We start from the raw sequence: 24,796 nt of genomic DNA, 5'->3' as shown, positions 1-24,796 counted from the left end.
GAAACCTTTTCTTTCTATTTAAAATTAACATATTTTCAGATAAAATGAATCCTTTAACACTTAAGAATTGATAGGCTTACGCAACATATTGTCGATTTCGTCAATTATTTACCACGTTTTTCTTCTTTTCTATAAGAAACACAACGTGAATTTTACGTAAGAACTATTTCCTTCTCAATGTGGCTCGCACGAATTCCCATAGTTGGTTTAAACTCTTCTATCTGACTATTACCATGCAATAATAGTTTGATTGCCTCATAAGGAATATTCACACCGGATAAGCAACTAATATTTAGCCCACCTGCCATCCTAGGATTAATTTCAAGAAGCTTTGGTACACCTTTACTGAACTTCACCTGAATATTGGATATGTAATCAATGCTGTACTCTCGATGAAGGGCACGTGCGATATCGAGAAGTTCTTGATTCTCTTCCAATTCTCTTATTCGCCCTCCAGCCTTCTTTCTGGGAATAGCAAGGTGCAACTCACCGTCATAGGCAAGACAATCAATGCTATACTCATACCCGTCCAAATACTCAAGAACCATTAAGTCAGGAAACGTATCCTTCTGACTTAAAATGGAACAGGCATATTCAAATGATATTCTTCGTGAAACTCCTTCTGTCAACAGTTCTTCAATCGTCTCCTGCCCCTCTTTAATAACACGAAAACCATTTGCTCCTTCACCTATTACAGGTTTAAAACAAACCGTGTGACCTTTTTTAGTGAGATCAGAATAGGCTTTTCTAAAATCATGTACATTGGTAACTACAGCATAGTCAGGAATCGGGACAAGAGGGATGCCTTTTTCTTTTTCTCGTTCAATAATCGAATGGTACATAGCAGCTTTATTGTCCATCAGTGCCATCAATTCTGCGTTACAAACAAGCACTTTAACACCAATTTCGTGGAATTTCGAGAGGTTTTGTGAGATGAGGACGTTTTCTTTCCTTGGAATGAATAGATCAATTTTCTTCTCCTTACACACGCTTAGACAATAGTCGATGTAAGCCTCACCACTAATGTCAGGTTCGACAAAAGCATGATCACAATACTGTAAATACAGGGCATCTTCATTTGGATGTGAGCCGTAAATTTCAAACGCTGCTCCATCTTCATTATTTCGAATCAATTCAATATAATGCGCGACGGTTGTAAACCATCTGTTAAACCAAATTTTCGACATAGTTTGCTCCTTTTTTGCTGTGAATCTACTTAGTGCCAGCTACCCAGTTCATTCCCCAGTTGTAGGCACGGTCCATTTGCTTATGACCATTAAAGTACTCTACGAGCCTTTCCACCTTAAACGTCCTATTGTCTACATTCTCCACCATTGCAATCGCGCACATATTCTGCCCATTTCGGTGCTCATCCAGCTTTACTGTGATACCTTCCCCATTCTGGTATGTAAGTGTAACAACACCATCTGCTTCAGACCAATTCGCTGCACCTTCGTAAATAAAAGCATAAATTACAATTCTGTTAATCTCTGAAATGCGACTACCATTTATTCTTAAGTTCTCTCCACCAGATATCGCACCTGTTCGATCATCTGCATCTAATTGCATGTAAGGATAATATTCGAATGAGCCAAACACATTTCCTAGTGCTTGGACGCACCCTTTCTCTCCACTTTTGAGTTCATAAAGACATCCTAGGTCAAGATCCGTATTCTGAGGCTGACTTTTGAAAAGCGTTGAGAAAAAACCCACTTGTTGTTTAGCCAGGCTCCAGTTTAAATTCACTAGAATCTCACCAATAGGTTTGTTTGATTTAGAAAGATTAATAGACTCGCCTTTTTTCTTTAATTCTATCATTACACCACTCCTACTTAAGTCATGTTTATATTCCAATAATAAACATTCGACGAGTTTCAAAATACTCCTTTATTCAACAAAAATTTATTATTTTTATTCACAAAATGTAACTTGTATAAACACTATTACACAAAGTTTTTAGCATGGTTTCACAAAGAAAAAGCAGCTAGGAATTATGACCTATCTGCTTTTGAATTGAGATCTTTTTATTTTTTTATCGCTACTCTTTACTTAATCGTTACATTGTCCACTGTTATTGTAGAGGGCACAGAAGCACCGTTAACTTTCCCAACTTCAAAAACGAGTTTCCCATTCAAGTTCGTAGCATTTTGCATCTCGAATGTAAACGAATGCGTAGTCATATCTGTACCTATTGAAATTTGCTTCGTATCCATAAACGGAATGAACCATGGATCTTGTGATAATGGTTCACCGATAACAAGGTTAATTTCCCTTGCAACCGAGGATTTAGCATCAAAGGATACAGTGTACGTACGGCCATTTTCAAAGAAAAGATTTTCTTGAAAGACTTGTGGGCTGTAAGATTGATCACCTGTTTTCGATACTACAATTTTCATTTGACCATCTTCCGTTACAACTTCACCTTCAGCGGCGCCACTCCACTGATCTCCCCACCATGATCCCCAATTTGTTAGACCATTGGAAAAATCACCATTTCTCACAACAGATTCATTCTCTGGCTGTTCAGGTGCAAGAACGAACCAATCTAAATTAACATTTGCAGCATTAATTTGAAGTGTTTGAATACCTTTGTTCAAATAAATCGTGTAAGACACTGTCTTCCAGTTTCCCCAACCACCGGTTTGAGCAACAGCAATAGAAGTTACTTCATCTGCCTGATCAACGAAAATTTCACCCATTCCAAGCGTGCCATCGAACACGTTACCCGCTTTATTTAATAACGTGATGTTGCCTCCATCTCTTCCTGAAGCTACTTGATAGCGAATCGTGTAATTTCCTTCTTCTTTAACATCGACAGCGTATTGCATCCAATCGCCTTCATCAATCCAACCAACGCTCTTACCATCTTCTCCAAGCTGAACACCAGACATTGATTGAAAATCTTCGGCTTCTAATTTCGTTACGCCTTCAATCGTAACAGGTGGTGCTACTCGTTTCATCTCCACATTATCAATCGTGACGTTAGAGCGCTTACTACCACCTAGTAAAAATTCAAATACTGTTTTAGGATCTGTTTCTTTCATATCGAGCATAACTTGATAAGAGCTCATCTCTTCTGTAATGGAAATGTTCTCATTGACAACATAATCTTCTAAACGTTTATCATCTGTTAGTCGTAATCCGATTTGTCTAGCGTTATCTGCTTTTGCATCAAACGTAAGAACATAAACCCCTTCTTCTATATTTAAGTTATTCTGACTGAGGCGTACATCATCTTGCTTAGAGGATTTTTTAATATCAATAGTTATCTCTCGATCTGGAATAGCTTCACCTACAGAAGCAGTAGCTTTTGCCTTTCCAACTTGACCAAGCTCCCAGAACACCATTCGATCGCTACCTTGATCGAACGTTCCATTGTAAATATAGTTCCCAGTTGGAAGAACTTTTTTGGAAGCATTCGGATCTTTCGGAAGCTTAACGAGACTTACATTATCAATCCAGACTGGCAGGTCTGAACTCTCCCCCATGTTGAACTCAATACGAGAATGTGGATCTGTTCCATTCTCCATATCGAATTCAAACGAATAACTCTGATAATCTGATGTAAGCGCAATGCTTTTATCAGACAAATATCTAGCAAACCCCTGCTCAGGACCAGAAATGTTGACGACCATTCCACGATCATCGCTAGAACGTGCATCAAATGAAAGCTTATAGCGCTCTCCATTCTCTAGTGGAATATTTGGTTGCACAAATTGAATAGCATATGGTTGATCGCCTGGATCAGAAATCGTCACTTTTGCTACTCCATCCACTACAGTCACTTCCCCCTCTCCACCAAATAAATCAGATGGTTCAAAGGGTTGAAAATCCCAATACTCGAGGTCTGTATCAAAAAGACCGTTATAGACGTAGTCGCCATTTACCGGCTCTCTTAAATCTTCATTGGTTTCTTTTGATACAGGACGCTCACCCGCTTCGCGGTATTCACCATCAAGCTCATAAACCTTTACATAATCAACAAGCATCTGGTTTGGAAATGTGGTTGAATCATCTGGATAACCTGGCCAGTTTCCCCCTACAGCCAAGTTAAGCTGCAAGAAGAAGTCGCGATCGAATGGAGCTGGATATGTATAGGCAGCCGCTTCGTTCTCGTTTTTTGTGAACCAGTCGTTTTGTTTTGCATAGAGAATACCATCTACATACCAGCGAAACTCTCCTGGTTCCCAGTCCAACGTAAACGTATGATAATCATCTGAAAAATCTCCTACTGGAAGATCATAAGATTCACCTGTGTTTTTCCACGGTTTCCCATAATGAAGTGTGCCATAAACTGTATCAGGATCATGACCTAGGAGCTCCATAATATCGATTTCTCCAGTTGCTGGCCAACCTGAGTAAAGCTCATAATCCGTTGGCATCATCCAGATAGCAGGCCACATTCCTTGCCCCTTAGGAAGTTTGGCTTTAATTTCATAACGCCCATAGGTCCAATCACCTTTATTCTGGGTTGTTAACTTCGCAGAAGTGTATTCATTTCCTCCGAATTGCTCCTCATGGGCCTCTATTACTAAAGCGCCATCTTCAACACGAGCATTTTTCTCCCGATTCGTGTAGTTCTGCCACTCATTGTTTCCGTAGCCGCCGCCACCCTGAACAAAATTCCACTTCTCTTCATTAATGGTTTTTCCATTAAATTCGTCTTCCCAAACTAAATTCCATTCTTCTTTTTGAATGTCGCTTTTCTTTAACTCAATTTGCTTAAAGTCGACGATTTCATCATCTTCATCAAGGACATAGACCATCACGAACTTATTAATTTCTTCATCGACACCAGATAAATCTGTGCCAGATACATAAGGATTCGTAACAGTCCGATCACCTGGTACATCTTCTCCTACTTTAGCTTGGATTGCTTCATTAGAGATTTTCACAGCAAGATGAAGATTGTCTTGAACAGATGCTTTAATTTTCGTTGTTCCGTGAACTTTTCCCTTCGTTACAGCAGGATGAAATGATCGCTCAACAACATGTTCACTCTTTTTATTTTCTTTTCCTTTTTCATGACTAGAGGCAGCGGTTGGAATCGCAGGACTTAAAGCAAGAACACCGGCAAGTAGAACGGGTATGACACTTCGCATTATTAATTGTCCTCCTCAAGTTTTCCTTTTATATGAGAACCGTAGAGATTGAATGAGCAGGCATCGTAACAGCTACATTCTGTCCTTCAATCTCAAGGTTAACAGCACGCTCTTCATCATTTTCATTCATTAGAATCACAACAATTTCGCCAGACTCATTTCTAAAAGAAGTTGATTGAATATCTTCTTTTACAGAAGTACAGCCTATTCGAACAGCACCAGGCTTCACATACTTACTAAAGTGACCAATGTAATAGAAAGAACTATTGTAATAGACCTCTCCTGACTTCGTATCAACTATGACCGGGGCATCACAATAATTCCCCACATGATTAGGGCCACCTTCTTCATTCAACACGATATTCCAATCAATCCACGCTTCTAAGTAGTTGTTCAAATCACCCATGATATTTCGTGCATAACGCTCACCAGTATGCCACGCACCGAGTTGTACGCCGCCTTCAATACACCCTTCCGTGAAAATAAGATGCTTATCAGGGAACGCATTGTGAACTTTTGATAGATTCTCAAATTCTTCTGAGACGTACCAGTGAAGTCCAGTTCCCCACACATACTGAGCTGCTTCTGGATCAGACAACACTTTACTTGCTCGTTCATAAACGACATCCCGATTGTGGTCCCAGATGATCACTTTAAGATCGTCTCTTCCGTTCTTACGGATTGCTGGTCCAAGATGGTTTTTAATAAAGTCACGCTCTTCTTCTGCCGTATAAAGACAGGAGTCCCATACTTGCTTCGCTTCAGGTTCGTTTTGGATGGTTAGTCCCCAAATCGGAATTCCTTCCGCTTCCATTGCGTCAACATACTTGATGTAATAGTCAGCCCATACTGAATTGTACTCAGGAAGAAGCTTTCCTCCATGATTCATTTCATTGTTGCTTTTCATCCAGGGCGGAGGACTCCATGGTGAAGAAACGATGGACAAGTTGTCCCCCGCTACCTTAGTTGCATCTTTTATTAAAGGAATGACAAGTTCTTGCTCCCTCTCAATCGAAAAAGTTGATAAGGATGTATCATTTTCTTCAACATACGTATAATTCCCCAGCGAAAAATCACAGCTATTAATATGAGTACGACCGAAACGATACCCGAGGCCCTCTTCAGGATGAAAATAGCGATGGATAATTTCATTTCTTTTCTCTTCACTAATAAGAGAAAGGGTATAGGCAGATGCCTCTGTGAAGGCACCGCCAAACCCTAGTATTGTTTGATATGTTTGTTTTGGATCGAGCTTAATCTGAGTAGCATCTGCATTTGAAAGAGGTGAGACCTGAAGTGGTTCCTTAACTTTAAGAAGGTCTCCGTTATCTCTCGCCGATTGAATATGAGTAATTGTTTTTGTTTTCATCGATTTCTCCTTCCCGTCATGCATTAAGTGGTTGAACGGATCCTCTATTCTTCACAATGTCCGCATACCACAACGCACTGTCTTTCCAGATTCGTTCCTGCGTTTCATAATTCACGTGAATAATGCCAAAACGTTTATCATAACCGAAGCTCCACTCGAAGTTATCAAGCAACGACCAGAGATAGTAGCCTTGAATGTTCATACCTTCTTCATTTAAATCAGATACCGCTTGAAGATGTTTTTCTACATAATCAATTCTTAGTTGATCATGTACACGGCCATCTTCCAGCTTATCATCATAAGCTGCACCATTTTCCGTAATATAGATTGGAAGGTCTGTATATTCGTTTCTTAATCTTCTAATTAGATCTTTAAATTCATTTGGTGCTATATCCCAGCCCATTCCTGTTTTCTCATAATCAGAATGTGCGCCTTGAGTTAGAAAATCGTTCGCAGCATTAAATTCAACTAATCCACGGCTATAGTAGTTAATACCAAAGAAATCGCACGGTGTTGATATTGTCTGCAAATCCCCTTCTTGAATGAAATCATAGTTATGAACATATTTGGAAAACAAGTTCATCATGTCAACTGGATAGCTTCCTTTAAAGACAGGATCTAAGAACCAGCGATTTGAGTAACCATCTGAGTTGTTTGCTGCAAGACGATCATTGACCGAATCCGTTTTTGGATAAACCGGAGATAGATTTAACGTAATACCAATTGATGTCTCAGAAGCAAATTCATTTTTCAACATGTTTACTGCTTCCCCGTGGGATAGGAGCATGTGGTGAACAGCACGTACTGCTTCATCTAAGTTTGTGTGTCCTGGTGCATGAACGCCCATATGGTAACCAAGAAAACCTGCACACCATGGTTCATTGTGAGTAATCCATGAATCTACTAATCCATCTAGCTCGTGGAAGCAAACTCTTGCATAATCCAAGAACCACTGGACTGAATCACGGTTTACCCAACCGCCTTCTTCATGTGCCCACATTGGAAGATCCCAGTGATAGAGTGTAACAGCAGGTTTAATTCCTTCTTCACGCAATCGTTTTGCTAATGTTTGATAGAACGCCATTCCTTCTTCGTTATACTGCCCTTTTGCAGGGAAGATACGTGGCCAGGCAATGGAGAAACGATAGGTGTCTACTCCAAGTTCTTTAATAATTTGAATATCTTCTTCATAGCGATGGTAGTGATCACAAGCAACATCTCCATTATGTTGTTCATGTACTTTCCCTGGAATATCACAGAACATATCCCAGATTGAAGGGGTTCTTCCACCCTCATTATAAGCGCCTTCAATTTGATACGAAGATGTTGCTGTTCCGAACGTAAAATCCTTATTAAATTTCATATACTTCCACTCCCCTACTCTTTAACAGCTCCAGCTGAGATACTATTAACGATGTACTTAGACAAAAATAGAAATGCAATCATGATAGGAACAACAGATATTGCGATACCAAGATACATAGATCCTAGATTTTGTGCTACCTGTGAACCTTTTAAGAAGCCCATTAGTACAGGCAAAGTATATTTCTCAGGCGAGAATAGAACGACTAACGGCACAATGTAGTTGTTCCATGAACCGATAAATGTAAAGATCGACATAGTTGCAACAGCCGGCATCATGATTGGAATGGCTACAGTATGGAAAATGCGCAATTCACTAGCACCGTCAATTCTAGCTGCTTCAATTAAGCTTGGATGGAGCGTAGTTTGAATGTATTGACGTAAGAAAAATACAACAAACGGACTAGCGATAGCTGGAATAATCAAAGGAATGAAAGTATCCAGAATGCCAAGATTTTTACAAAGTTCATAGAATCCAATTAGTCCTAGTTGACCAGGAACCATCATCATGACAAGCATGAAAACAAAGAGAAAGTTCTTGCCTTTAAAGTTATAGAAAGCAAATCCATAAGCTGTCAAAGCCGAGAAATAACCAGTCAGAAGTGTTACAAGAACGGAAATAATCAAGCTATTTTTAAAACCGTTCCAAATGTTCACGTATTCCATCATCGTACGGTAGTTCTCTAATAGTGCTGTACCTGGAATTAACGTGAAACCGGTTAGAATTGCATCATTTGAACGAGTCGCATTCACAAGCATCATAAGGAAAGGGATAAAACAGATGATCGCTGTAAGGATAAGGAGTGCATAAATAACTCCCTTGATAATGGATCGACGCTTTTTTGGTTTTGGTGCTTGAGGCACCAACGTTCTTTTACTAAGTTGCTCAGGCGTTACGTTATTTTCGATCTCAGTTCTGTCCATCATGATTTACACCCGCCTCGCTTGTTTACGCTCGTTACCATACATTGATTTGAATACGATAGCTGAGAAGATAATCGTAATGATGAACAAACCATATGCAACAGCAGCAGCATAACCGTAGTTATTGTACTTAAATGCCTGATTGTACAAATAAAGTACCATTGTATTTAGTGAACCATCTGGGGAACCGATTCCATCTGTTAATAGCATTGGAAGATCGAATAGCTGAAGACCACCAATTAAAGAAGTAATCATAATATAGAGAAGAATTGGCTTTAACAATGGAAGAGTAATCTTCGTAAATGTTTGCCAGCGATTCGCACCATCAATCAGTGCCGCCTCATAGAAGTCAGTTGAAATTCCAGAAACACCTGCCATCACAACAATGAATGAATGTCCAAACCACATCCATGTGAGGATAAGTGAAACTGATAGCTGAGCAGAAGCTGGTTCATTCAGCCAGTTGATCGGCTCTGAGATAAGACCAATGTTCATCAATACCATATTTAAAGATCCGTGTTGCCAATCTAGTAGAATACCAAACAGTAGCGCAACGGAGCTTACTGTAATTAAGTTCGGAAGATAGAAAATAGATCGGAAGAAGGAAAGCCCCTTCATTTTCACCCGCATATCAGAGAATATGGCAGCAAGAATAAGTGCAATAACAATTTGTAGCGCAAAGTTAACGCCCCAGATCTTCCAGGTGTTAAAAAACGCTTCAACAAAGTAAGAGTCTGCAATCAAACGCTGATAATTGGCTAATCCAACGACTTCAGCAGTTCCACTTCCGCTGTAGTTCGTAAAGCTATAATAGAAAGTTAGTGCTACCGGATAGATATTAAATATGAGAAAGATGATCCAAAACGGAGCTATAAAGGCATAGCCATAGTTGTTGAGGTTCTTCATCTCATCGCTCCTCTCAAAATAAGATAAGCGGCATAAGAAAACTTACACCGCTTACACTTGTTACTTCTTTGGTACTTTCAATTCAGGGTAAGCATTCTGAGCTTTTTTGTAGAATTCAGCAATTGCTTCATCTTTCGATTTCTTACCATCTACGTACTCTTGAACCGCATTTCCGTAGAACGTATCAAGCTGCTGGTCGTACTTTGTTACGATACCTGGCTCAATACTCTTCGCTTGATCAAGGAAGAATTGATAGTTATTTTGACCACCTAGGAATTCATCACTGAAATCGTCTTTGATTTCGTTTGTAACAGGAAGGTAAGAAAGAACATCTCCTGTTTCTTTTGCCCAGTCAGTTAGGAACTCGTCATCTTGTGTCATCATTTTCACGAAATCATAAGCAAGCTCTTTATTCTCAGACTTGTTGTAGACACCCAACCATGTTCCACCCCAGAAATACGGGCTTGGTCCGCTTGTTACAGCCCAGTCACCATCAGATTCTTTAACGTTTGTCTTCAAGACGCTATGAAGTCCCCATGTAGGAAGAACATATGAGAATACTTCCGTTTCTGTTTCTTTACCTTTTTCTTTAACTTTAATTGGCTTATCCATTGCTTCAAACCAAGATGGAGACCATTCAGGCGCTAGTGCTGTATAGCTGTTTTCACGTAGTTGCTTAGCATAATCAAGGAATTCAATCTTCTGATCTGTTAGCTTTAACTCATCGTTTTCGTTAACCCATGGTTGTGGATCGTCGCCTTGAGAGAACCAGCGGATTGAACCTTCATCAGGGAACATACGATAGCCTTTTTCTTTCATTTTCTCTGATACTTCAAATACTTTATCCATAGAAGTAAGCATTTCACCGATTTCTTTTGGATCATCAGTACCTAGTACTTCTTTCGCAATGCTACGCTTGTAGAAAAGACCACCAGGTGTTGTCTGCCAAGATAGTGCTCTAACATCGCCTTGCTCGTCTTTACCTAAATCGAACACATATGGTACATAGTTATCAGCAATTTCATTTACGTTATATGGTTCTTTGGAAAGGTTCTCCCAGTATCCAGCATTTACCCATTGCTTCAAGAAAGCAATTTCTCCAGTAAATACATCTGGTGCACCTACGCCACTTTCAAGTACTGGCTTAAGCTTAGTTGGATAGTCAGCGATTGGTACAATTGTCAGTTCAACTTTGACACCATTTTTTTCTTCAAATGTTGTAATTGGTTTCTTCAACTCATCTGTGAATGACCAAACCTTTAGATCTACATCCTTTTTCTTATCACTTTTCGCATCTCCTGAAGTCTCTGTGTTTGAACAACCTGCAAGAACACCAAACAATAGAACGAGTGACATTATAAGACCTACAACTTTCTTCATGGGTGAGCCCCTTTCCAAATTAGAAAAAATAATATTGTTAACGAAACCGGTTTCGAATTTGCGATAAAAATATAATCGAAAGCGGTTTCGATTAAGCCAAAAAAATATAGAATAAGTCATAAGAAAGCGGTTTCCTGATTACTTAAAAAAATTTATTTTTCTAAGCGTTTACAAGATTCTCTTTCCATTAGAGTAACTGGAATAATTTCCTCAGTAACGATTTTCTTCTTTTGTATAATTTGCTTCATTAGAAGCTGGGTTGCTCGAACACCAATTTGATCGGTATCTTGCTTGATCGTCGTTAGCTTAGGTGTTACGTAACTTGCCATTTCAATATCGTCATAGCCGATAATCGAAAGATCTTCAGGTATGCTTAAACCTTTTGTCTTAGCAGTTTCCATAGCTCCAATTGCCATATGATCTCCAGCAACAAAGACTGCGGTTGGAGGATCTGCTAAGTCTAGCAACTTCTCCATTGCTAATGCGCCTTCTTGAATGGAGAATAATCCGCCATTAACAAGGTAGCTCTCTGGCACTGGCAAATTTCTTTTTTTCATAGCGTCAATGTATCCTTTAATTCGAACCTTCCCAGCATAAATGGTGTGATCTCCTGCGATATGGGCAATTTTGGTATGCCCTAGAGAATAGAGATAGTTAATTGCAAGTTCTCCACCAGAAAGATTGTCTGAAAAAACAACGCTACAGTCTTGATTACTCATGTCAATAACAACGATAGGAATGCTACTATTGATCATTTCTTGAACCTGTGGATCTTTTGGGTCTGAGCAAATGACCATGATCCCGTCAACTCCACGATATAGGAAATGCTCAAGGTAGCTTGTACCTCTGTTCCGAAGATTTCGGGATGCTAGAATTAAATCATAACCTTCCTTCTCAGCATGCTTACGAAAACTTTCGATAACACCACTAAAGAATGGATGCCTCATTCCTACCCCATTAGATTCAGAAAACATTACGCCTATTGTCCATGACTTCTTAGTTGAAAGAGATTGTGCATGAGCATTTGGCAAGTAACCCATTTCAGCAGCTGTATCAATAATTGCCTGCTTTGTTTTCTTACTAACATCGGGATAATCATTGAGTGCTTTAGAAACGGTAGTACTCGAAAATCCAGTTTTTTTGGCTAAATCATAGATTGTGATCATCGTGGTCTCCTCTGGATCGAAAGCGCTTTCGTTGATGTTATTATAGCCCACGATTTTGGGATAATCAATACTATTTTTGATAATTTTCAAAATATTTTTTTCGATAAAAATAAGGCAAGTACAAGCGTGCACTTGCCTACTATTTTAACTCATTATTTATTTATAAAGAGACTTTAAAAATTCATCAACCACTCGGTTAAATTGATCTGGTTCTTCTAGAAATGGGCAGTGACAGCTTTCTTCAAACACTTCCAATTTTGCATTAGGAATTTCTCTACACAAGTGCTCGCCTGCCGCTACAGGAATGAGTTTCTCTTCTCTTCCGAAACACAGTAATGTTGGAGTGGTGATGCCATTCAAATAAGGGCGACAATCTACAATCGACTGATCGAATAGGATTGCACTTGCTATAGAAGAAGGAAGTTTTGTCGTCTCTTCAAGCATCCAATCGAGGTCAGCTTGAGGCAAATCTTCTTTAAACATCAGAGGAATGAATCCTTTAAGAAGTCCGGCATGATCGGTTTGAATATCACGCATCATACCTGTAAGTGTGGGAAGATCAAATGCACCGATTTCAAAATCAGGCCATTTGAAATCAGATGCAAGCTCGTCAACAATGACGGTTCCTTTTACATTCTCTTCACCGAACTGATGTAAGTATTCCCAGATGACAAACGCGCCCATCGACCAGCCCACAAGAGTTACATCCCTAAGCTGGAGCTTCTCAATAAAATGCTTTAGATCTCGAGCGTAATTGGCAACGGTATGTCCTGACTGAACATGGGAAGATTGACCGTGACCTCTTAGATCTAATGAAATAGCTCGGTACTTTTGCCTGAAGTAAGGTAATTGCTTCTTAAAAAAGCGACTACTCATCCATACTCCATGAATAAAGATAACTGGCGAACCCATTCCTACATCTTCATAATAAAGCTCTACATCGTGATTTAGGTTCACAATTGGCATGTGATTCCCTCCTAAATGTGAGAGTAATGCGCTCTCTATTATGATGCGATTTACTGAATTTATTTTATCATTGGCATCATTGGAAACGTATGCTTATTCTGGCATTACATTCTAGAAATCGTTCGACACTAGTCGAGCTAAATCGGGTGGTGACAGGCACCACCTATGATAGAATACTAGTAAGATAGCAGTTAACATGCAGAGGAGGAATAATAATGGGTATTCTAAGCGGCTTTATGGGAAACGCATCTACCATGGATAAGGAAGATGTTAAGAAGGAACTTTCCAATATTCTTGCTGACACGGAAGAAGTGAATGCAGCATTTAAGCTTGTGCGTGATTTAATTGTATTCACTGACAAGCGTCTACTCTTTGTGGATAAGCAAGGAATGACAGGTAAAAAAATCGAGTATCATTCAGTTCCTTACAAAAATATCTCACACTATAGCATCGAAACAGCCGGACACTTTGACCTTGATGCTGAGCTTAAGATCTGGGTTTCTAGTTCACAGGCTCCCACTTTTTCAAAGCAGTTTAAGAAAGACGATAGTATCTATTCAGTTCAAAAGATTCTTGCTGAACTTTGTGGATGAGGTGATTTACGATAGAAAGAAGCAGACCTTGTCTGCTTCTTTCTTTTATGTATTATATCTTTTTAATCGCTTTTCTTCCATTCAGTAACAAAACACTTCATGCATAAGATGTCCATTTAATTCTCCTTTAGGATACGCCCATTATTAAATAAAGATTAGACATGCTCATCCCCCCATTTTATCCCTCATCCAAAACCGTTATAATAAGAAGAAACCGCTTCACTATTCGACAGAATATGACGTATATCGGGTGGTGACAGGCACCACGAACCACGAAAGGAGCTTTCTCTCATGTTTGAACTCTTGCTTACGATGCTTGAGCGACTTGGCATCATTGTAACGATTGCATTTGTGCTAACTCGCTTTCGCTTCTTTCGAGATATGATACATAGCGATCAGCTTGCACGTAAGCAACAGTATGTTGCGATTGGTTTCTTCGGCTTCTTTGGAATTATCGGCACGTATACAGGTCTAACATTCAGTACGGAATCCCTTCAATTTAATTCGTGGCCGCTTGAGCTCTCATCAGAGGAAGCGATCGCGAACTCCCGAGTAATTGGTGTTGTACTTGCTGGACTTCTTGGAGGAAAAAGAGTTGGACTAGGAGCAGGACTAATTGCTGGGCTCCACCGTTATTTGCTGGGGGGCTTCACTGCTCTTGCTTGTGGACTAGCTTCAATCATTGCTGGACTTATTGCAGGTTCCCTTCACAAACGGAATCGTCATGTAAAGCTCCACTCCGCTTTTCTTATTGGAGCAGGCGCTGAGACGGTTCAAATGCTTATTATTCTTCTGTTATCAAAGCCAATGGAAAATGCCCTGGCACTCGTTGAAATCATTGGTATCCCAATGATACTTGCTAACGGAATAGGATGCGCCCTCTTTCTTCTTGTAATTAAAAACGTAGTAAATGAGGAAGAAAAAGCCGGAGCTATTCAGGCCCAGAAAACGCTTCGTATTGCAGATCAAACGCTTGGCTATTTACGGAAAGGACTTACTCCTGATTCAGCGAAGGAAGTATGTCTTATTCTTCACGAAGAAATCGAAGGTAGTGCTGTCGCCATTACAGACAGATCACATATTTTAAGTCACGTTGGCCTCGGAGACGATCATCATCAGTCAGGACATACAATACAGACCACCATAACTAGAAAAGTAATCGACAAAGGTGAGGTCGTTATCGCAAATGACAGGGCCATTCATTGTGCCGAAGAACACTGTCCGCTCGGTGCAGCTATCATTGCGCCATTAAAGCAGCGTGGAAAAACGATCGGAACGCTGAAGTTTTATTTTAAGTCCGAGAAAGAAATCACACATATTATTACAGAACTTGTCTCGGGGCTTAGTAATCTTCTAAGCAACCAGCTAGAAATTGCTGAAGCGGACAAAGCTTATCAGCTTGCAAAGGAAGCAGAAATTAAAGCCCTGCAAGCGCAAATTAGTCCACATTTTCTATTTAATTCACTAAATACAATCATTTCATTAATTCGTATTGAACCAGACAAGGCACGTAAATTATTAGTCTCACTGTCGCACTTTCTTAGACAGAATTTATCTGGCACAACAGCCAATATGACCTCTCTTAACCAAGAATTGAAGCACGTCAGAGCTTACTTGGAAGTTGAAGAAGCCCGTTTCGTAGACCGACTCACCGTGCAATACAATATTGAAGAATCTGCACTTTCTGTTCAGCTCCCACCACTCACTTTGCAGCCAATTGTAGAAAACGCAATTAAGCACGGTATAAAAAATAAAGACATCGATTGTATTGTTGAAATCAGCATCAATAGTCAATCACATGGTATTCTCGTCTGCGTTACAGACAACGGAGAAGGAATGACGCCTGATCGAGTCAATGAGCTTGGCGTATCGCATGTCCACTCTCAAAGTGGGACAGGACTTGGTTTATACAATGTGAACCGACGCTTAACAATGTTATTTGGAAACGACGCAAGCATACAGATTAAAAGCGAACAGAACAAGGGCACTACCATTTGCTTTCTGATTCCAACTACGGAGGACTAAGATATGAACAAGATTAAAATATTAATCGTTGATGATGAACGGTACAGCCGCCAGGAGCTAGTCCATCTTCTTGGACAATTCCAACAGATCGACGTTTTAGGCGAAGCAGACTCTGGTGAAGCTGCTATTATTAAAGCACTACAGCTTCAACCGGACGTTGTGTTTCTCGATGTAGAAATGCCCCGCATGAATGGTATGGAAGCAGCTAAAGCATTACTTGAGCTTAAGAAACCACCGCTCATTGTTTTTGCTACCGCCTATCCTGAATTCGCTGCTGAGGCTTTTCGTTATGAAGCTGTAGATTATTTACTCAAACCTTATGATGAAGACCAGCTAAAACAAACGGTACAACGGCTTGAGAAGTTTGTTCAACCTCCAAAAAAAGAAGAACAAGAGCCGTTGAAGAAAAGCAAACTTTCAATTGAGATTGAAGGAGATATTCACTATCTTGATCCAAGTGATATCCTATATATTTTCCGCGATGACAAAATTTCACGGATTATCACACGAAATAGTGATTATGAAGTGAAATCCACTTTGAAGGAGTTAGAAAGTCGCCTCTCTTCTCATTCTTTTTTTAGAATTCATAAAGGATATGTTGTAAACCTTCAGTATGTAACACGACTTACACCATGGTTTAATGGGGCTTATCAACTCGAGTTAGAAGGTGTGAAAGATAAACTCTCAGTAAGCCGCAATTACGTTAAACCGCTACGTTCGAAGCTAGAACTGTAACCAAATGTGCATTTCAGTCTCTAGAATGTGCATCTTGAACCCTCATTATTGCATGTTAACATCCAATCACCCCACTCATCCCCTTTCTCTCTTATACTATATGTAAACGCATACAAAGAACGAGAAGGGATGATTTTATGTATACATTTCTAGCAGGTGTTGCACTTCTTATTATTGGTTATTTCACATATGGAAAATTTGTTGAGAAAATTTTTGGGGTGAATGAAGCACGCCAAACACCAGCTTACACACATCAAGATGGTGTCGACTACCTACCGATGAACACAAAAAAGAACTCATTAATCCAACTCTTAAATATAGCAGGTGTAGGTCCTATTTTCGGACCAATTCTAGGCGCTCTTTATGGTCCGGTTGCTTTTCTGTGGATCGTATTTGGCTGTATCTTCGCCGGTGCTGTGCATGATTATTTAACTGGAATGATTTCCATCCGTAACCGAGGCGCTCACCTGCCTGAACTTGCAGGGAGATTTCTTGGTAAAGTCATGAAACATGTTGTGAACGCTTTCGCTGTGTTGTTACTTCTTCTTACAGGAACTGTGTTCGTTACTGCGCCTGCTGGTCTTTTAAATAACTTAATGAATGGCTGGGCAACAATGGGCCTTATTCTTGGCGCAATTTTTCTTTACTACATTCTTGCGACATTACTACCAATTGATAAAATCATTGGACGCTTTTATCCTATTTTCGGTGCACTGCTTCTTATCAGTGCAATTGGTGTTGGTGTGGGTCTTGTGTTCACAGGTGCACCTATTCCAGAAATTACGCTAAGTAATCTTCACCCTGATAGTGCACCAGTATTCCCACTCTTATTCTTAACGATTTCTTGTGGGGCACTCTCTGGGTTTCACGCAACACAAACACCGATTATTTCGCGCACAACACAAAACGAAAAACAAGGACGTAAAATTTTCTACGGTATGATGATTGCAGAGGGTGTCATCGCAATGATTTGGGCTGCTGCAGCAATGAGCCTATTCAATGGTCCTGTAGGGTTGAATGAACTACTTGCTAATGGCGGACCTGCTGCGATCGTAAGTGAAGCTTCTACATTAATGCTTGGAGCAATCGGTGGAACGCTAGCTATTCTTGGTGTTATCGTACTTCCAATTACATCAGGCGATACGGCATTCCGAAGTGCACGTATGATCATTGCTGATTATTTCAACTACTCACAACGTAAAGTATCTAGCCGTCTCTGGATCGCCCTTCCACTTTTTGTGGTTGCATTCGGTCTAACAAAAATTGATTTTACTCTACTTTGGCGCTACTTCTCATGGGCTAACCAATCAACAGCTATGATTGCACTATGGGTTGGTGCAATGTATCTCTTCATTGCGAAAAAGAACTATTGGATTGCAGTGATTCCAGCGATTTTCATCACAATGGCGACAACAACTTACATTCTAAACGCTCCAATTGGATTTAGGTTACCAATGAACGTTGCCTATATAGGAGCCACAATCATTACAATTGCCGTTATCGTTGCCTTTTTCTTCTCGGCAAGAAAACAGCGTGCTGCCAATACGCCACTTGAAGAAGACATCTCTGGATTGAACAAGGACAGCGTGGCGTAAAGTGAAACAATCGAACCTTTAGGAGCAGTTATCCCCCTAAAGGACTTGATTAAATTCATTTTAAAAGGGGAGTTTTGATGGGCTGCTGTAACAATAAATACAAAGATACCCTTGATGAAGAGGAAGAACGGATAAACGAGAAAGGGAAAGAGCAACTCCCTTTGTACGGAAAACTCATTCTTAGCTGTTTATTCATATGTGGAATCGCGCTAATTGTATTTTTATAGTAGAAAGACTGAGATCCTCTCCTTGATCTCAGTCTTTTTTGTTTCTTTATTACTATTCACACATTTATTAAATTTTGAAAATGCTTCCCTAACTCAAAAGTACAATTCCCTCCCTCTCCATTCCTGTCCAAACGTATCTAGCATTGATTTCATAGTTTAATAATGTGTCCAAGCTAAAGGAGTATATTAACTCTAGGACAATAAAGAAAGTGAGGAAGAATAATGTCTTATCACGACGAGTTTACAAACAATATTGGCAGATGTGTTGCGATTCGCTGTCTTGGCGGGACTACACATTACGGGTACATCGATCACTGCGATAATGATCATGTTTACCTCCGCCCCATGAATGGAGAAGGTGATGATGGATCTGGCTTTGGAAGCTACTTCTTTTTAGGGGCAGCCTTAATTGCTGTTGGACTTGCATCAATTGCAGCTTACAGCTATTCACCTTTCTTTCTTTGATAAACAAACAGTTTGCTCAGAAATGAGCGTTTTTTCTTTTAGTATGTGCTTTTCTTGAACCATGTCCAAGCACTTTTGCTGTTTGTCCATATACTGTAAGGAGATGTTGGCATCAGAGGAGTGATCACAAGTGGGATGTTTTATCAGAGGACCGGTTATCATCACGAATAATAGTGGCACAGTCGTACAGTGCGCTCATACTATATCGCCTATATCCGTTAGTAACACAGTAACTGGTTCAGGCGGCGGCAATACAGGTTCGTTTATGATCGTAAACAACTTTTATAGCATTGCAAAAGGGATTAGAATTGGGAAATAGGCCTCATTATACTTTTTACGAAGTAAAACCAATCGTTTAGGCGATTGGTTTTTTCAATCTATGCGATAATAAATAAGAATGAAATTGAGATCATTTGAGGTGAAAGCATGGAGAAAATTTTTTACGGAGAAAATGAAAATCAATTCGGAGAACTTCGACTCCCTAAAGGAGATGGACCTCATCCTGTAGCAATCGTGATTCACGGTGGTTTCTGGCGTAACCCGTTTACGCTTGAGTTAATGAGCGAAGTTGCTGAAGATCTAACAGAGAGCGGTTTTGCCACGTGGAACATTGAATACCGACGCACCGGTCAAGAAGGTGGAGGCTGGTCTGGAACACTTACAGACGTAGCTAAAGCTAGCGACTACCTTAATACTCTTGCAGAAACATATCCCCTTAATTTAGAGAAGGTTGTCACCATCGGACATTCTGCTGGTGGCCATCTCGCAACGTGGTTAGCTGCTCGCCACCGCATTGACCGTAATAGTGAGCTCTACATTACTGAACATCCACTTCTTATTCATGGCGTCATCAGCCTCGCTGGTGTAAATGATTTAGAGATGATGCACGGCGTACACCATTATCGGGATAAGGTTCTTTCACTAGAGCCAAATAACCCTACAGCTGAGCTAATGGGTGGATCACCTGAAGACATGCCTGAACGATATAAAAATGCTTCCCCAGTTGAACTACTTCCGCTAGGCGTTCAGCAGGTCCTTGTACATGGTTCACTTGATGTCCATGTGCCTATAGGAATTAGCGATCACTATCATCGAGAAGCGGAAGGTGCAGGTGACTTCGTAAAGTTTATTGAGCTTCCTGCAGCAGAACATTTCATGCTAACTGATGTTAACTCCTTTGCATGGGAAACAATAAAAGAAGAAATCCTCTTACTAGTCCAACATTAAGAAGATAGAAAAGCAGCCCCAACCATAGTTTAAAAGGTTGAGGCTGCTTTTTTTGCATAATGCTTATTAAACGGACTCTTTGTTTTCTGTTGTCTTCTGAATCACGTTCTTATTATAGTTCTTACCCCATTCATACATCGAATCGAGAATAGGCATCAATGTTTCACCCTGTTCTGTGAGAGAATACTCTACCTTCGGAGGAACAACTGGGTATACTTTGCGATTCACGATCTGGTCGTCTTCTAATTCTCTGAGCTGGTTCACTAACATACGTTGGGTGATACCAGGCATAAGAGACTTTAGCTCACCAAATCGCTTTGTCCCCTGTTTACCTAAATGCCACAAAATGAGCATTTTCCATTTTCCTCCGATAACAGCAAGAGTTAATTCTTTTTCACAGTTAAATGTTTTATCCTGGGTACGAGACATACTCATCACCTCCATCTAAGCCCATTATAACTCACAGTATACTTTTTGACACTATGTATGATAAATGTGCGTACTTACATTTATTTGTTGTAAGCAGTATACTTGCTACTACATCAAACACAGGATAATATTGGTGTCTAATAACAGAGAGAAATAAAGGAAAAAATGGATTAGGAGTGAAAGCATTATGAAATTACAGCTAGCATTAGACTTGGTAACCACAGAAGAAGGTATTGAACTAGTGAAAGAAGTTCAGGAACATATTGATATCGTTGAGATTGGTACGCCGATCGTTATCAATGAGGGTCTTCGTTCTGTCAAAGAAATGAAAGCCGCATTCCCTAACCTTGAAGTTCTTGCTGACCTTAAAATTATGGATGCTGCAGGATATGAAGTTATGAAAGCATCTGAATCTAACGCAGATATCATCACAATTCTTGGTGCTGCTGAAGATGAATCAATCAAAGGTGCAGTTGAAGAAGCGAAGAAACAAGGGAAGCAAATCCTTGTTGATATGATGGCAGTGAAAGATCTCGCAACTCGTGCGAAAGAAGTAGATGCACTTGGCGTTGACTATATTTGTGTCCACACTGGATACGATCTTCAAGCAAAAGGCCAGAATTCTTTTGAAGACCTTGAAACAATTAAAGGTGTTGTAAAGAATGCGAAAACAGCAATCGCTGGTGGCATTAAGCTTGATTCTCTTGAAGAAGTTGTGAAAGTACAACCAGACCTTGTCATCGTAGGTGGCGGTATTACTGGTGAAGACGACAAAAAAGCCGTTGCATCAAAAATGCAAGAGCTTATTAAAGGATAACAAACCATGCAGACTACTCACTATTTAGCTGAAATCATTGATGAGCTAAATCGTTCAGTAGATCTCATTGCTGACGAAGAAGCTGAACAGTTAGCGAACGAAATTCTCGAAGCGAACAAAGTTTTCGTTGCTGGCGGTGGCCGATCTGGCTTTATGGCAAAGTCCTTTGCCATGCGCATGATGCATATGGGAATTGATGCTTACGTTGTTGGCGAAACGGTCACACCAAACTTTGAAGAAGGTGATCTGATCATCATCGGATCAGGTTCTGGTGAAACAAAACAGCTCGTTTCCATAGCGAATAAAGCCGCTAATATCGGCGGAAAGATCGCTGCTGTTACGATTAATCCTGACTCCACAATTGGCGAGCTAGCAGATATCGTTGTTACGCTACCCGGATCACCAAAGGATCAGTCTGGTGATTACGAAACCATTCAGCCAATGGGATCCCTATTCGAACAGACTCTTTTGCTTTTCTATGATGCAATCATTCTAAGGTTCATGGAGAAGAAAGGCTTGGATACGGATAAGATGTACGGTAAGCATGCTAATTTAGAATAGGAAAAAGACTTAAAGACCGCAAAGTATTCATTACCATACTTTGCGGTCTTTAACATTTAGATATTCTTATAAAATCTACGAAATTATTTTTTCCGAAAGTCGATACAAACTTGATTTCTCCCTTTTTCCTTGGCTACGTATAGAGAATGATCAGCAGCATTGATTAGATCCCTGCTACTCATCCTTGTATGTGGAAGAACCAACGCGGCTCCAATACTAACTGTTACGATTTTAGACAGCACGGATTTTACATGAGTGATTTTTAATAACTCAATAGACTTTCTGCATGCTTCACAAACCTTGTTAAGGTCCTCCGCCGTTACATCACTTACAATGACTATAAACTCTTCCCCACCAATACGAGCAATATGACCATTGTAAGGTTTCAAAGTCTCTTCCAACACTTTAGCAACCTGCTTTAAGCAGTCATCCCCTGCTTCATGTCCGTATGTATCGTTATAAAGCTTAAAGTAGTCGATATCAATATACATGACAGCTATAGTCGATTGTATTTCTAGTGCTCTACTCCATTCTATATGAAACTTTTCGTCAAAATATCGTCTATTCGGTATTTGTGTAAGTTGATCTTTATAAGAAAGATTTTCTAGCTTAACATTCGCCTTTCTCAATTCATCCCTCGAATCTTCAAGAGATAGCGTTCTCTCTCTTACCTTTTCCTCTAGCGTTTGATTTAGCACAGCTAGCTCATGAGTAACTCTTTCCATTTCATTAAAAGCCTTCGCAGAGCGGTTGGCAATAATGTAGGACTGCGAGAAAATAAAAACGAATAATCCAAAGGATGATAAGCGATAGTTATGAATAATACTATTAACTGAAAGAATATCGTTAATAACTGTTAGCGATAAGAAACCAGCACATAGATTTACAATCAATGCTCCTTCTTGCTTATCTTTCAAAGCTTTAAGTAACGCAATAGATACATATACGATTGATATAATTGTCATCAATTGATAAGCAATGTTGGTGTGAGTAAACGTATTAGGGGATGTGAATATGACTATCATAGAAAAAATTACACTTACGTACATATGTACCTGACAAAATTTCTTTGCTATATGATTAGGATACAATGTATATAAAACCCATAAAAACATTGGAACAGATAGAAAGAAACTTAAGTATTCTAACTTAACGATGAGGCTCCATGGAATGTTTGGGAAGAAATCCACGATAAGAATATCCTCAGTTGCTGCGATTCTAATGCAAACCAAAAAGCAAACAATACTAAAAAACAAAGCAGAATGATTCTGTCTTCGTTGAATGAAAAGAACTGTATGATATAAACCTGACAACAGCAAACAACCAAAGATAACCATTTCAAGTGCATCTGCTTTAAAAGCTATATCTTTTATTTGGTCCGCTGTTCCGAACGTAATGCTCTCCCAAATTCCACCATCACGATAATGGTAATTAGAAATTTGTAATACAATTTCGATTGTTGAATCTTCACTGGAAAAATAAACTTCTTGTGGATGATAAGCTGGCATGGTCGTCTTCTTATCTATTCCAGGTGTACCATTAGAACCAACTAAATCCCCATCTATCCAAAGATTGTATGCAGTAGAAATGGAAGGCATATCCAAAGCATATTCAGTGTCTTTATTCACATGATTAATAACAACACGATAAGCGGCGTACCCATGCCCCGGAACACCTTTTTCGTTACTCCAAGTGGATGGTACTGAAATATACTGCTTCTCGTTTTCTTGAAAATCCCTTGTCTTTTTCCAATAGAATTCCCAGTCTCCGTCTAGTCGAACGACCCCGTTCTTCTCACCATCCCAATCATTGAGATTAAGGTAACCTTGCTTAACACTTACTCCAGTCTGAGATTCAGTCTGAAGAAGACTGCAACCAGATAATAAACCCAAAATGACAATAAAGAGAAAACAATAAAACCCTCTATACATCTTCGTTCCCCATTCACTATTCATATTAATGAGAAGACACACAAGTTATTTGATACGTCCTTCTTCTCTTAATACCTGTTCAAAGGCATTTACGACATCACTATCATAATGACTACCAGATAACCTTCTTAGCTCATCAATAGCAATCTCAGCACTCATCGCTTTACGATACGCCCGATCTTCTGTCATTGCATCAAACGTGTCGCTAACCGCTATAATGCGAGCTTCTAGAAGAATCTCATCTTCTTTTAATCCATTAGGATAGCCGGTGCCATTCAACCGTTCATGATGTTGTTCAATAATTGGAGCCAGCTCTTCATAATAAGTGCCTTTCACCATTTCCGCGCCATCTTTCGGATGCTTCTTTATCTCTGCAAATTCTTCGTTTGTTAAGTGTCCTGGCTTATTCAAAATTTCTTCTGGTACATTAATTTTGCCGATGTCGTGTATGAAAGAAGCATTTGTTAAGTTATTAAGTTGTACCTTTTTTAACTCTAGTTTTTTTGCAATTTTAACAGCATACTCAGCCACACGTTCACTATGGAGATATGTATAACGATCTTTTCTTTCAACCTTCCTAACAATTTCCATTAGTGATGAAATGTGATTACTAAGATGAATAAAGGTTTGTTCAGTTACAACCCAAATAAAGGTCAAATCTGTTAAAGCTGTAAAGTGAATGGGGGCTTTTAGATTTTTAGCGGAATAGTAGTCATTAGCGGATAATTCTATCTTTTCATTATCCACTTCACATACTAATTGACCTGAAAGAATATAGAAAAACTCCATAACATCTGGATCTTCACTCGGGTATAGATAGAACAATTTCCCCTTGTTAATTTGATGAAGCAATACTTCTACTCCACCGCCATGAGAAAGTAGACTTATGTTACTCTCTTCATATAGTGTCGTCTCCAAAGAGCTTCCTTTTCTTCCTATTGTAAAACCTTCCATTAATATCACCTCAAAATCCTATTAAGAACAAACCCCAATTGGAAAATCGTTTCTATCGCTCT

21 protein-coding genes and 1 pseudogene are annotated in these 24,796 nt (G+C 39.6%); 9 read left to right on the top strand and 13 right to left on the bottom strand.

Going from position 1 to position 24,796, the window contains the following annotated elements:
• Window positions 1-152 precede the first annotated feature (152 nt).
• The 10 genes and pseudogenes from FBF83_RS17095 to FBF83_RS17050 form a co-directional block, all read right to left on the bottom strand.
• Entirely contained in the window at window positions 153-1,187 is a 1,035-nt protein-coding gene (locus FBF83_RS17095) for an ATP-grasp domain-containing protein (RefSeq protein ID WP_136948368.1), read from the bottom strand.
• A 25-nt stretch (window positions 1,188-1,212) separates the two neighbouring features.
• Window positions 1,213-1,815 (bottom strand): annotated as a pseudogene (locus tag FBF83_RS17090) (TerD family protein); the annotation flags it as partial.
• A 230-nt stretch (window positions 1,816-2,045) separates the two neighbouring features.
• Complete coding sequence (locus FBF83_RS17085; protein WP_136948366.1) at window positions 2,046-5,102, bottom strand: carbohydrate binding domain-containing protein; 3,057 nt, start codon at window positions 5,100-5,102, stop codon at window positions 2,046-2,048.
• A gap of 28 nt (window positions 5,103-5,130) precedes the next feature.
• A complete protein-coding gene (locus FBF83_RS17080; RefSeq protein ID WP_136948365.1) occupies window positions 5,131-6,471 on the bottom strand; it encodes a glycoside hydrolase family 30 protein in 1,341 nt (446 codons plus the stop codon).
• A 16-nt stretch (window positions 6,472-6,487) separates the two neighbouring features.
• The gene (locus FBF83_RS17075) at window positions 6,488-7,834 is read right to left on the bottom strand and encodes a GH1 family beta-glucosidase (protein WP_136948364.1); all 1,347 of its coding nucleotides are present in this window, start codon (window positions 7,832-7,834) and stop codon (window positions 6,488-6,490) included.
• Window positions 7,835-7,848: 14 nt separating this feature from the next.
• Window positions 7,849-8,757 (bottom strand): carbohydrate ABC transporter permease, encoded by a 909-nt coding sequence (locus tag FBF83_RS17070; RefSeq protein ID WP_136948470.1) that lies wholly within the window; start codon window positions 8,755-8,757, stop codon window positions 7,849-7,851.
• 6 nt (window positions 8,758-8,763) lie between these two features.
• Window positions 8,764-9,663, bottom strand: a complete 900-nt coding sequence (locus FBF83_RS17065; RefSeq protein ID WP_136948363.1) for a carbohydrate ABC transporter permease — start codon at window positions 9,661-9,663, stop codon at window positions 8,764-8,766.
• Window positions 9,664-9,723: 60 nt separating this feature from the next.
• Window positions 9,724-11,043 (bottom strand): ABC transporter substrate-binding protein, encoded by a 1,320-nt coding sequence (locus FBF83_RS17060; RefSeq protein ID WP_136948362.1) that lies wholly within the window; start codon window positions 11,041-11,043, stop codon window positions 9,724-9,726.
• Between the two features lie 152 nt (window positions 11,044-11,195).
• On the bottom strand, window positions 11,196-12,209 hold the full coding sequence (locus tag FBF83_RS17055) for a LacI family DNA-binding transcriptional regulator (protein WP_136948361.1): 1,014 nt from the start codon (window positions 12,207-12,209) through the stop codon (window positions 11,196-11,198).
• A 156-nt stretch (window positions 12,210-12,365) separates the two neighbouring features.
• Window positions 12,366-13,175, bottom strand: a complete 810-nt coding sequence (locus FBF83_RS17050) for an alpha/beta fold hydrolase (RefSeq protein ID WP_136948360.1) — start codon at window positions 13,173-13,175, stop codon at window positions 12,366-12,368.
• A 215-nt stretch (window positions 13,176-13,390) separates the two neighbouring features.
• Here FBF83_RS17050 and FBF83_RS17045 point away from each other — a divergent pair, with 215 nt between their 5' ends.
• From FBF83_RS17045 to FBF83_RS17015, 7 genes are all read left to right on the top strand, one after another.
• On the top strand, window positions 13,391-13,768 hold the full coding sequence (locus FBF83_RS17045; RefSeq protein ID WP_136948359.1) for a PH domain-containing protein: 378 nt from the start codon (window positions 13,391-13,393) through the stop codon (window positions 13,766-13,768).
• A 291-nt stretch (window positions 13,769-14,059) separates the two neighbouring features.
• Window positions 14,060-15,793: a sensor histidine kinase gene (locus FBF83_RS17040; protein WP_136948358.1), complete on the top strand. Its 1,734-nt coding sequence runs from the start codon at window positions 14,060-14,062 to the stop codon at window positions 15,791-15,793.
• Window positions 15,794-15,796: 3 nt separating this feature from the next.
• Window positions 15,797-16,528, top strand: a complete 732-nt coding sequence (locus tag FBF83_RS17035; protein ID WP_136948357.1) for a LytR/AlgR family response regulator transcription factor — start codon at window positions 15,797-15,799, stop codon at window positions 16,526-16,528.
• 137 nt (window positions 16,529-16,665) lie between these two features.
• Window positions 16,666-18,123 (top strand): carbon starvation protein A, encoded by a 1,458-nt coding sequence (locus FBF83_RS17030; RefSeq protein ID WP_136948356.1) that lies wholly within the window; start codon window positions 16,666-16,668, stop codon window positions 18,121-18,123.
• Between the two features lie 449 nt (window positions 18,124-18,572).
• On the top strand, window positions 18,573-18,815 hold the full coding sequence (locus FBF83_RS17025; protein ID WP_136948355.1) for a hypothetical protein: 243 nt from the start codon (window positions 18,573-18,575) through the stop codon (window positions 18,813-18,815).
• Window positions 18,816-18,945: 130 nt separating this feature from the next.
• Complete coding sequence (locus FBF83_RS17020; protein ID WP_169525587.1) at window positions 18,946-19,134, top strand: spore germination protein; 189 nt, start codon at window positions 18,946-18,948, stop codon at window positions 19,132-19,134.
• Between the two features lie 107 nt (window positions 19,135-19,241).
• Window positions 19,242-20,042 carry an alpha/beta hydrolase family protein gene (locus tag FBF83_RS17015; protein ID WP_136948354.1) on the top strand — a complete coding sequence of 267 codons (801 nt, stop codon included), beginning with the start codon at window positions 19,242-19,244 and terminating at the stop codon, window positions 20,040-20,042.
• Window positions 20,043-20,108: 66 nt separating this feature from the next.
• Here the strand turns inward: FBF83_RS17015 and FBF83_RS17010 are convergent, their stop codons facing one another.
• Window positions 20,109-20,471, bottom strand: coding sequence for a winged helix-turn-helix transcriptional regulator (locus FBF83_RS17010; protein WP_136948353.1), 363 nt, complete (start codon window positions 20,469-20,471; stop codon window positions 20,109-20,111).
• Between the two features lie 187 nt (window positions 20,472-20,658).
• On the opposite strand from FBF83_RS17010, the gene hxlA reads away from it, so the two are divergent.
• Window positions 20,659-21,288 (top strand): 3-hexulose-6-phosphate synthase, encoded by a 630-nt coding sequence (gene hxlA, locus FBF83_RS17005; RefSeq protein ID WP_136948352.1) that lies wholly within the window; start codon window positions 20,659-20,661, stop codon window positions 21,286-21,288.
• A 6-nt stretch (window positions 21,289-21,294) separates the two neighbouring features.
• A complete protein-coding gene (gene hxlB, locus FBF83_RS17000; protein ID WP_136948351.1) occupies window positions 21,295-21,849 on the top strand; it encodes a 6-phospho-3-hexuloisomerase in 555 nt (184 codons plus the stop codon).
• A gap of 83 nt (window positions 21,850-21,932) precedes the next feature.
• Here the strand turns inward: hxlB and FBF83_RS16995 are convergent, their stop codons facing one another.
• Together FBF83_RS16995 and FBF83_RS16990 are read right to left on the bottom strand one after the other, a co-directional pair.
• Window positions 21,933-23,780, bottom strand: coding sequence for a diguanylate cyclase (locus FBF83_RS16995; RefSeq protein WP_205665332.1), 1,848 nt, complete (start codon window positions 23,778-23,780; stop codon window positions 21,933-21,935).
• A 45-nt stretch (window positions 23,781-23,825) separates the two neighbouring features.
• Complete coding sequence (locus tag FBF83_RS16990; protein WP_136948349.1) at window positions 23,826-24,734, bottom strand: HD domain-containing phosphohydrolase; 909 nt, start codon at window positions 24,732-24,734, stop codon at window positions 23,826-23,828.
• Window positions 24,735-24,796 lie beyond the last annotated feature (62 nt).

This window comes from Guptibacillus hwajinpoensis (assembly GCF_005144865.1).
GTDB lineage: Bacteria > Bacillota > Bacilli > Bacillales > Guptibacillaceae > Guptibacillus > Guptibacillus hwajinpoensis_A.
The sequence above is the reverse complement of the archived record's forward strand: the minus strand, read 5'-3'. Positions and strand labels throughout refer to the sequence as shown.

What these genes read in the sequence shown, in the direction of transcription:
- FBF83_RS17095 (WP_136948368.1), bottom strand. Translation starts at nt 1,187, where the DNA reads ATGTCGAAAATTTGGTTTAACAGATGGTTTACAACCGTCGCGCATTAT.
- FBF83_RS17040 (WP_136948358.1), top strand. Translation starts at nt 14,060, where the DNA reads ATGTTTGAACTCTTGCTTACGATGCTTGAGCGACTTGGCATCATTGTA.
- FBF83_RS17060 (WP_136948362.1), bottom strand. Translation starts at nt 11,043, where the DNA reads ATGAAGAAAGTTGTAGGTCTTATAATGTCACTCGTTCTATTGTTTGGT.
- FBF83_RS17075 (WP_136948364.1), bottom strand. Translation starts at nt 7,834, where the DNA reads ATGAAATTTAATAAGGATTTTACGTTCGGAACAGCAACATCTTCGTAT.
- FBF83_RS17070 (WP_136948470.1), bottom strand. Translation starts at nt 8,757, where the DNA reads ATGGACAGAACTGAGATCGAAAATAACGTAACGCCTGAGCAACTTAGT.
- FBF83_RS17045 (WP_136948359.1), top strand. Translation starts at nt 13,391, where the DNA reads ATGGGTATTCTAAGCGGCTTTATGGGAAACGCATCTACCATGGATAAG.
- hxlA (WP_136948352.1), top strand. Translation starts at nt 20,659, where the DNA reads ATGAAATTACAGCTAGCATTAGACTTGGTAACCACAGAAGAAGGTATT.
- FBF83_RS17065 (WP_136948363.1), bottom strand. Translation starts at nt 9,663, where the DNA reads ATGAAGAACCTCAACAACTATGGCTATGCCTTTATAGCTCCGTTTTGG.
- FBF83_RS17055 (WP_136948361.1), bottom strand. Translation starts at nt 12,209, where the DNA reads ATGATCACAATCTATGATTTAGCCAAAAAAACTGGATTTTCGAGTACT.
- FBF83_RS17010 (WP_136948353.1), bottom strand. Translation starts at nt 20,471, where the DNA reads ATGTCTCGTACCCAGGATAAAACATTTAACTGTGAAAAAGAATTAACT.
- FBF83_RS16990 (WP_136948349.1), bottom strand. Translation starts at nt 24,734, where the DNA reads ATGGAAGGTTTTACAATAGGAAGAAAAGGAAGCTCTTTGGAGACGACA.
- FBF83_RS17080 (WP_136948365.1), bottom strand. Translation starts at nt 6,471, where the DNA reads ATGAAAACAAAAACAATTACTCATATTCAATCGGCGAGAGATAACGGA.
- FBF83_RS17035 (WP_136948357.1), top strand. Translation starts at nt 15,797, where the DNA reads ATGAACAAGATTAAAATATTAATCGTTGATGATGAACGGTACAGCCGC.
- FBF83_RS17025 (WP_136948355.1), top strand. Translation starts at nt 18,573, where the DNA reads ATGTCTTATCACGACGAGTTTACAAACAATATTGGCAGATGTGTTGCG.
- hxlB (WP_136948351.1), top strand. Translation starts at nt 21,295, where the DNA reads ATGCAGACTACTCACTATTTAGCTGAAATCATTGATGAGCTAAATCGT.
- FBF83_RS17015 (WP_136948354.1), top strand. Translation starts at nt 19,242, where the DNA reads ATGGAGAAAATTTTTTACGGAGAAAATGAAAATCAATTCGGAGAACTT.
- FBF83_RS17085 (WP_136948366.1), bottom strand. Translation starts at nt 5,102, where the DNA reads ATGCGAAGTGTCATACCCGTTCTACTTGCCGGTGTTCTTGCTTTAAGT.
- FBF83_RS17030 (WP_136948356.1), top strand. Translation starts at nt 16,666, where the DNA reads ATGTATACATTTCTAGCAGGTGTTGCACTTCTTATTATTGGTTATTTC.
- FBF83_RS17050 (WP_136948360.1), bottom strand. Translation starts at nt 13,175, where the DNA reads ATGCCAATTGTGAACCTAAATCACGATGTAGAGCTTTATTATGAAGAT.
- FBF83_RS16995 (WP_205665332.1), bottom strand. Translation starts at nt 23,780, where the DNA reads ATGTATAGAGGGTTTTATTGTTTTCTCTTTATTGTCATTTTGGGTTTA.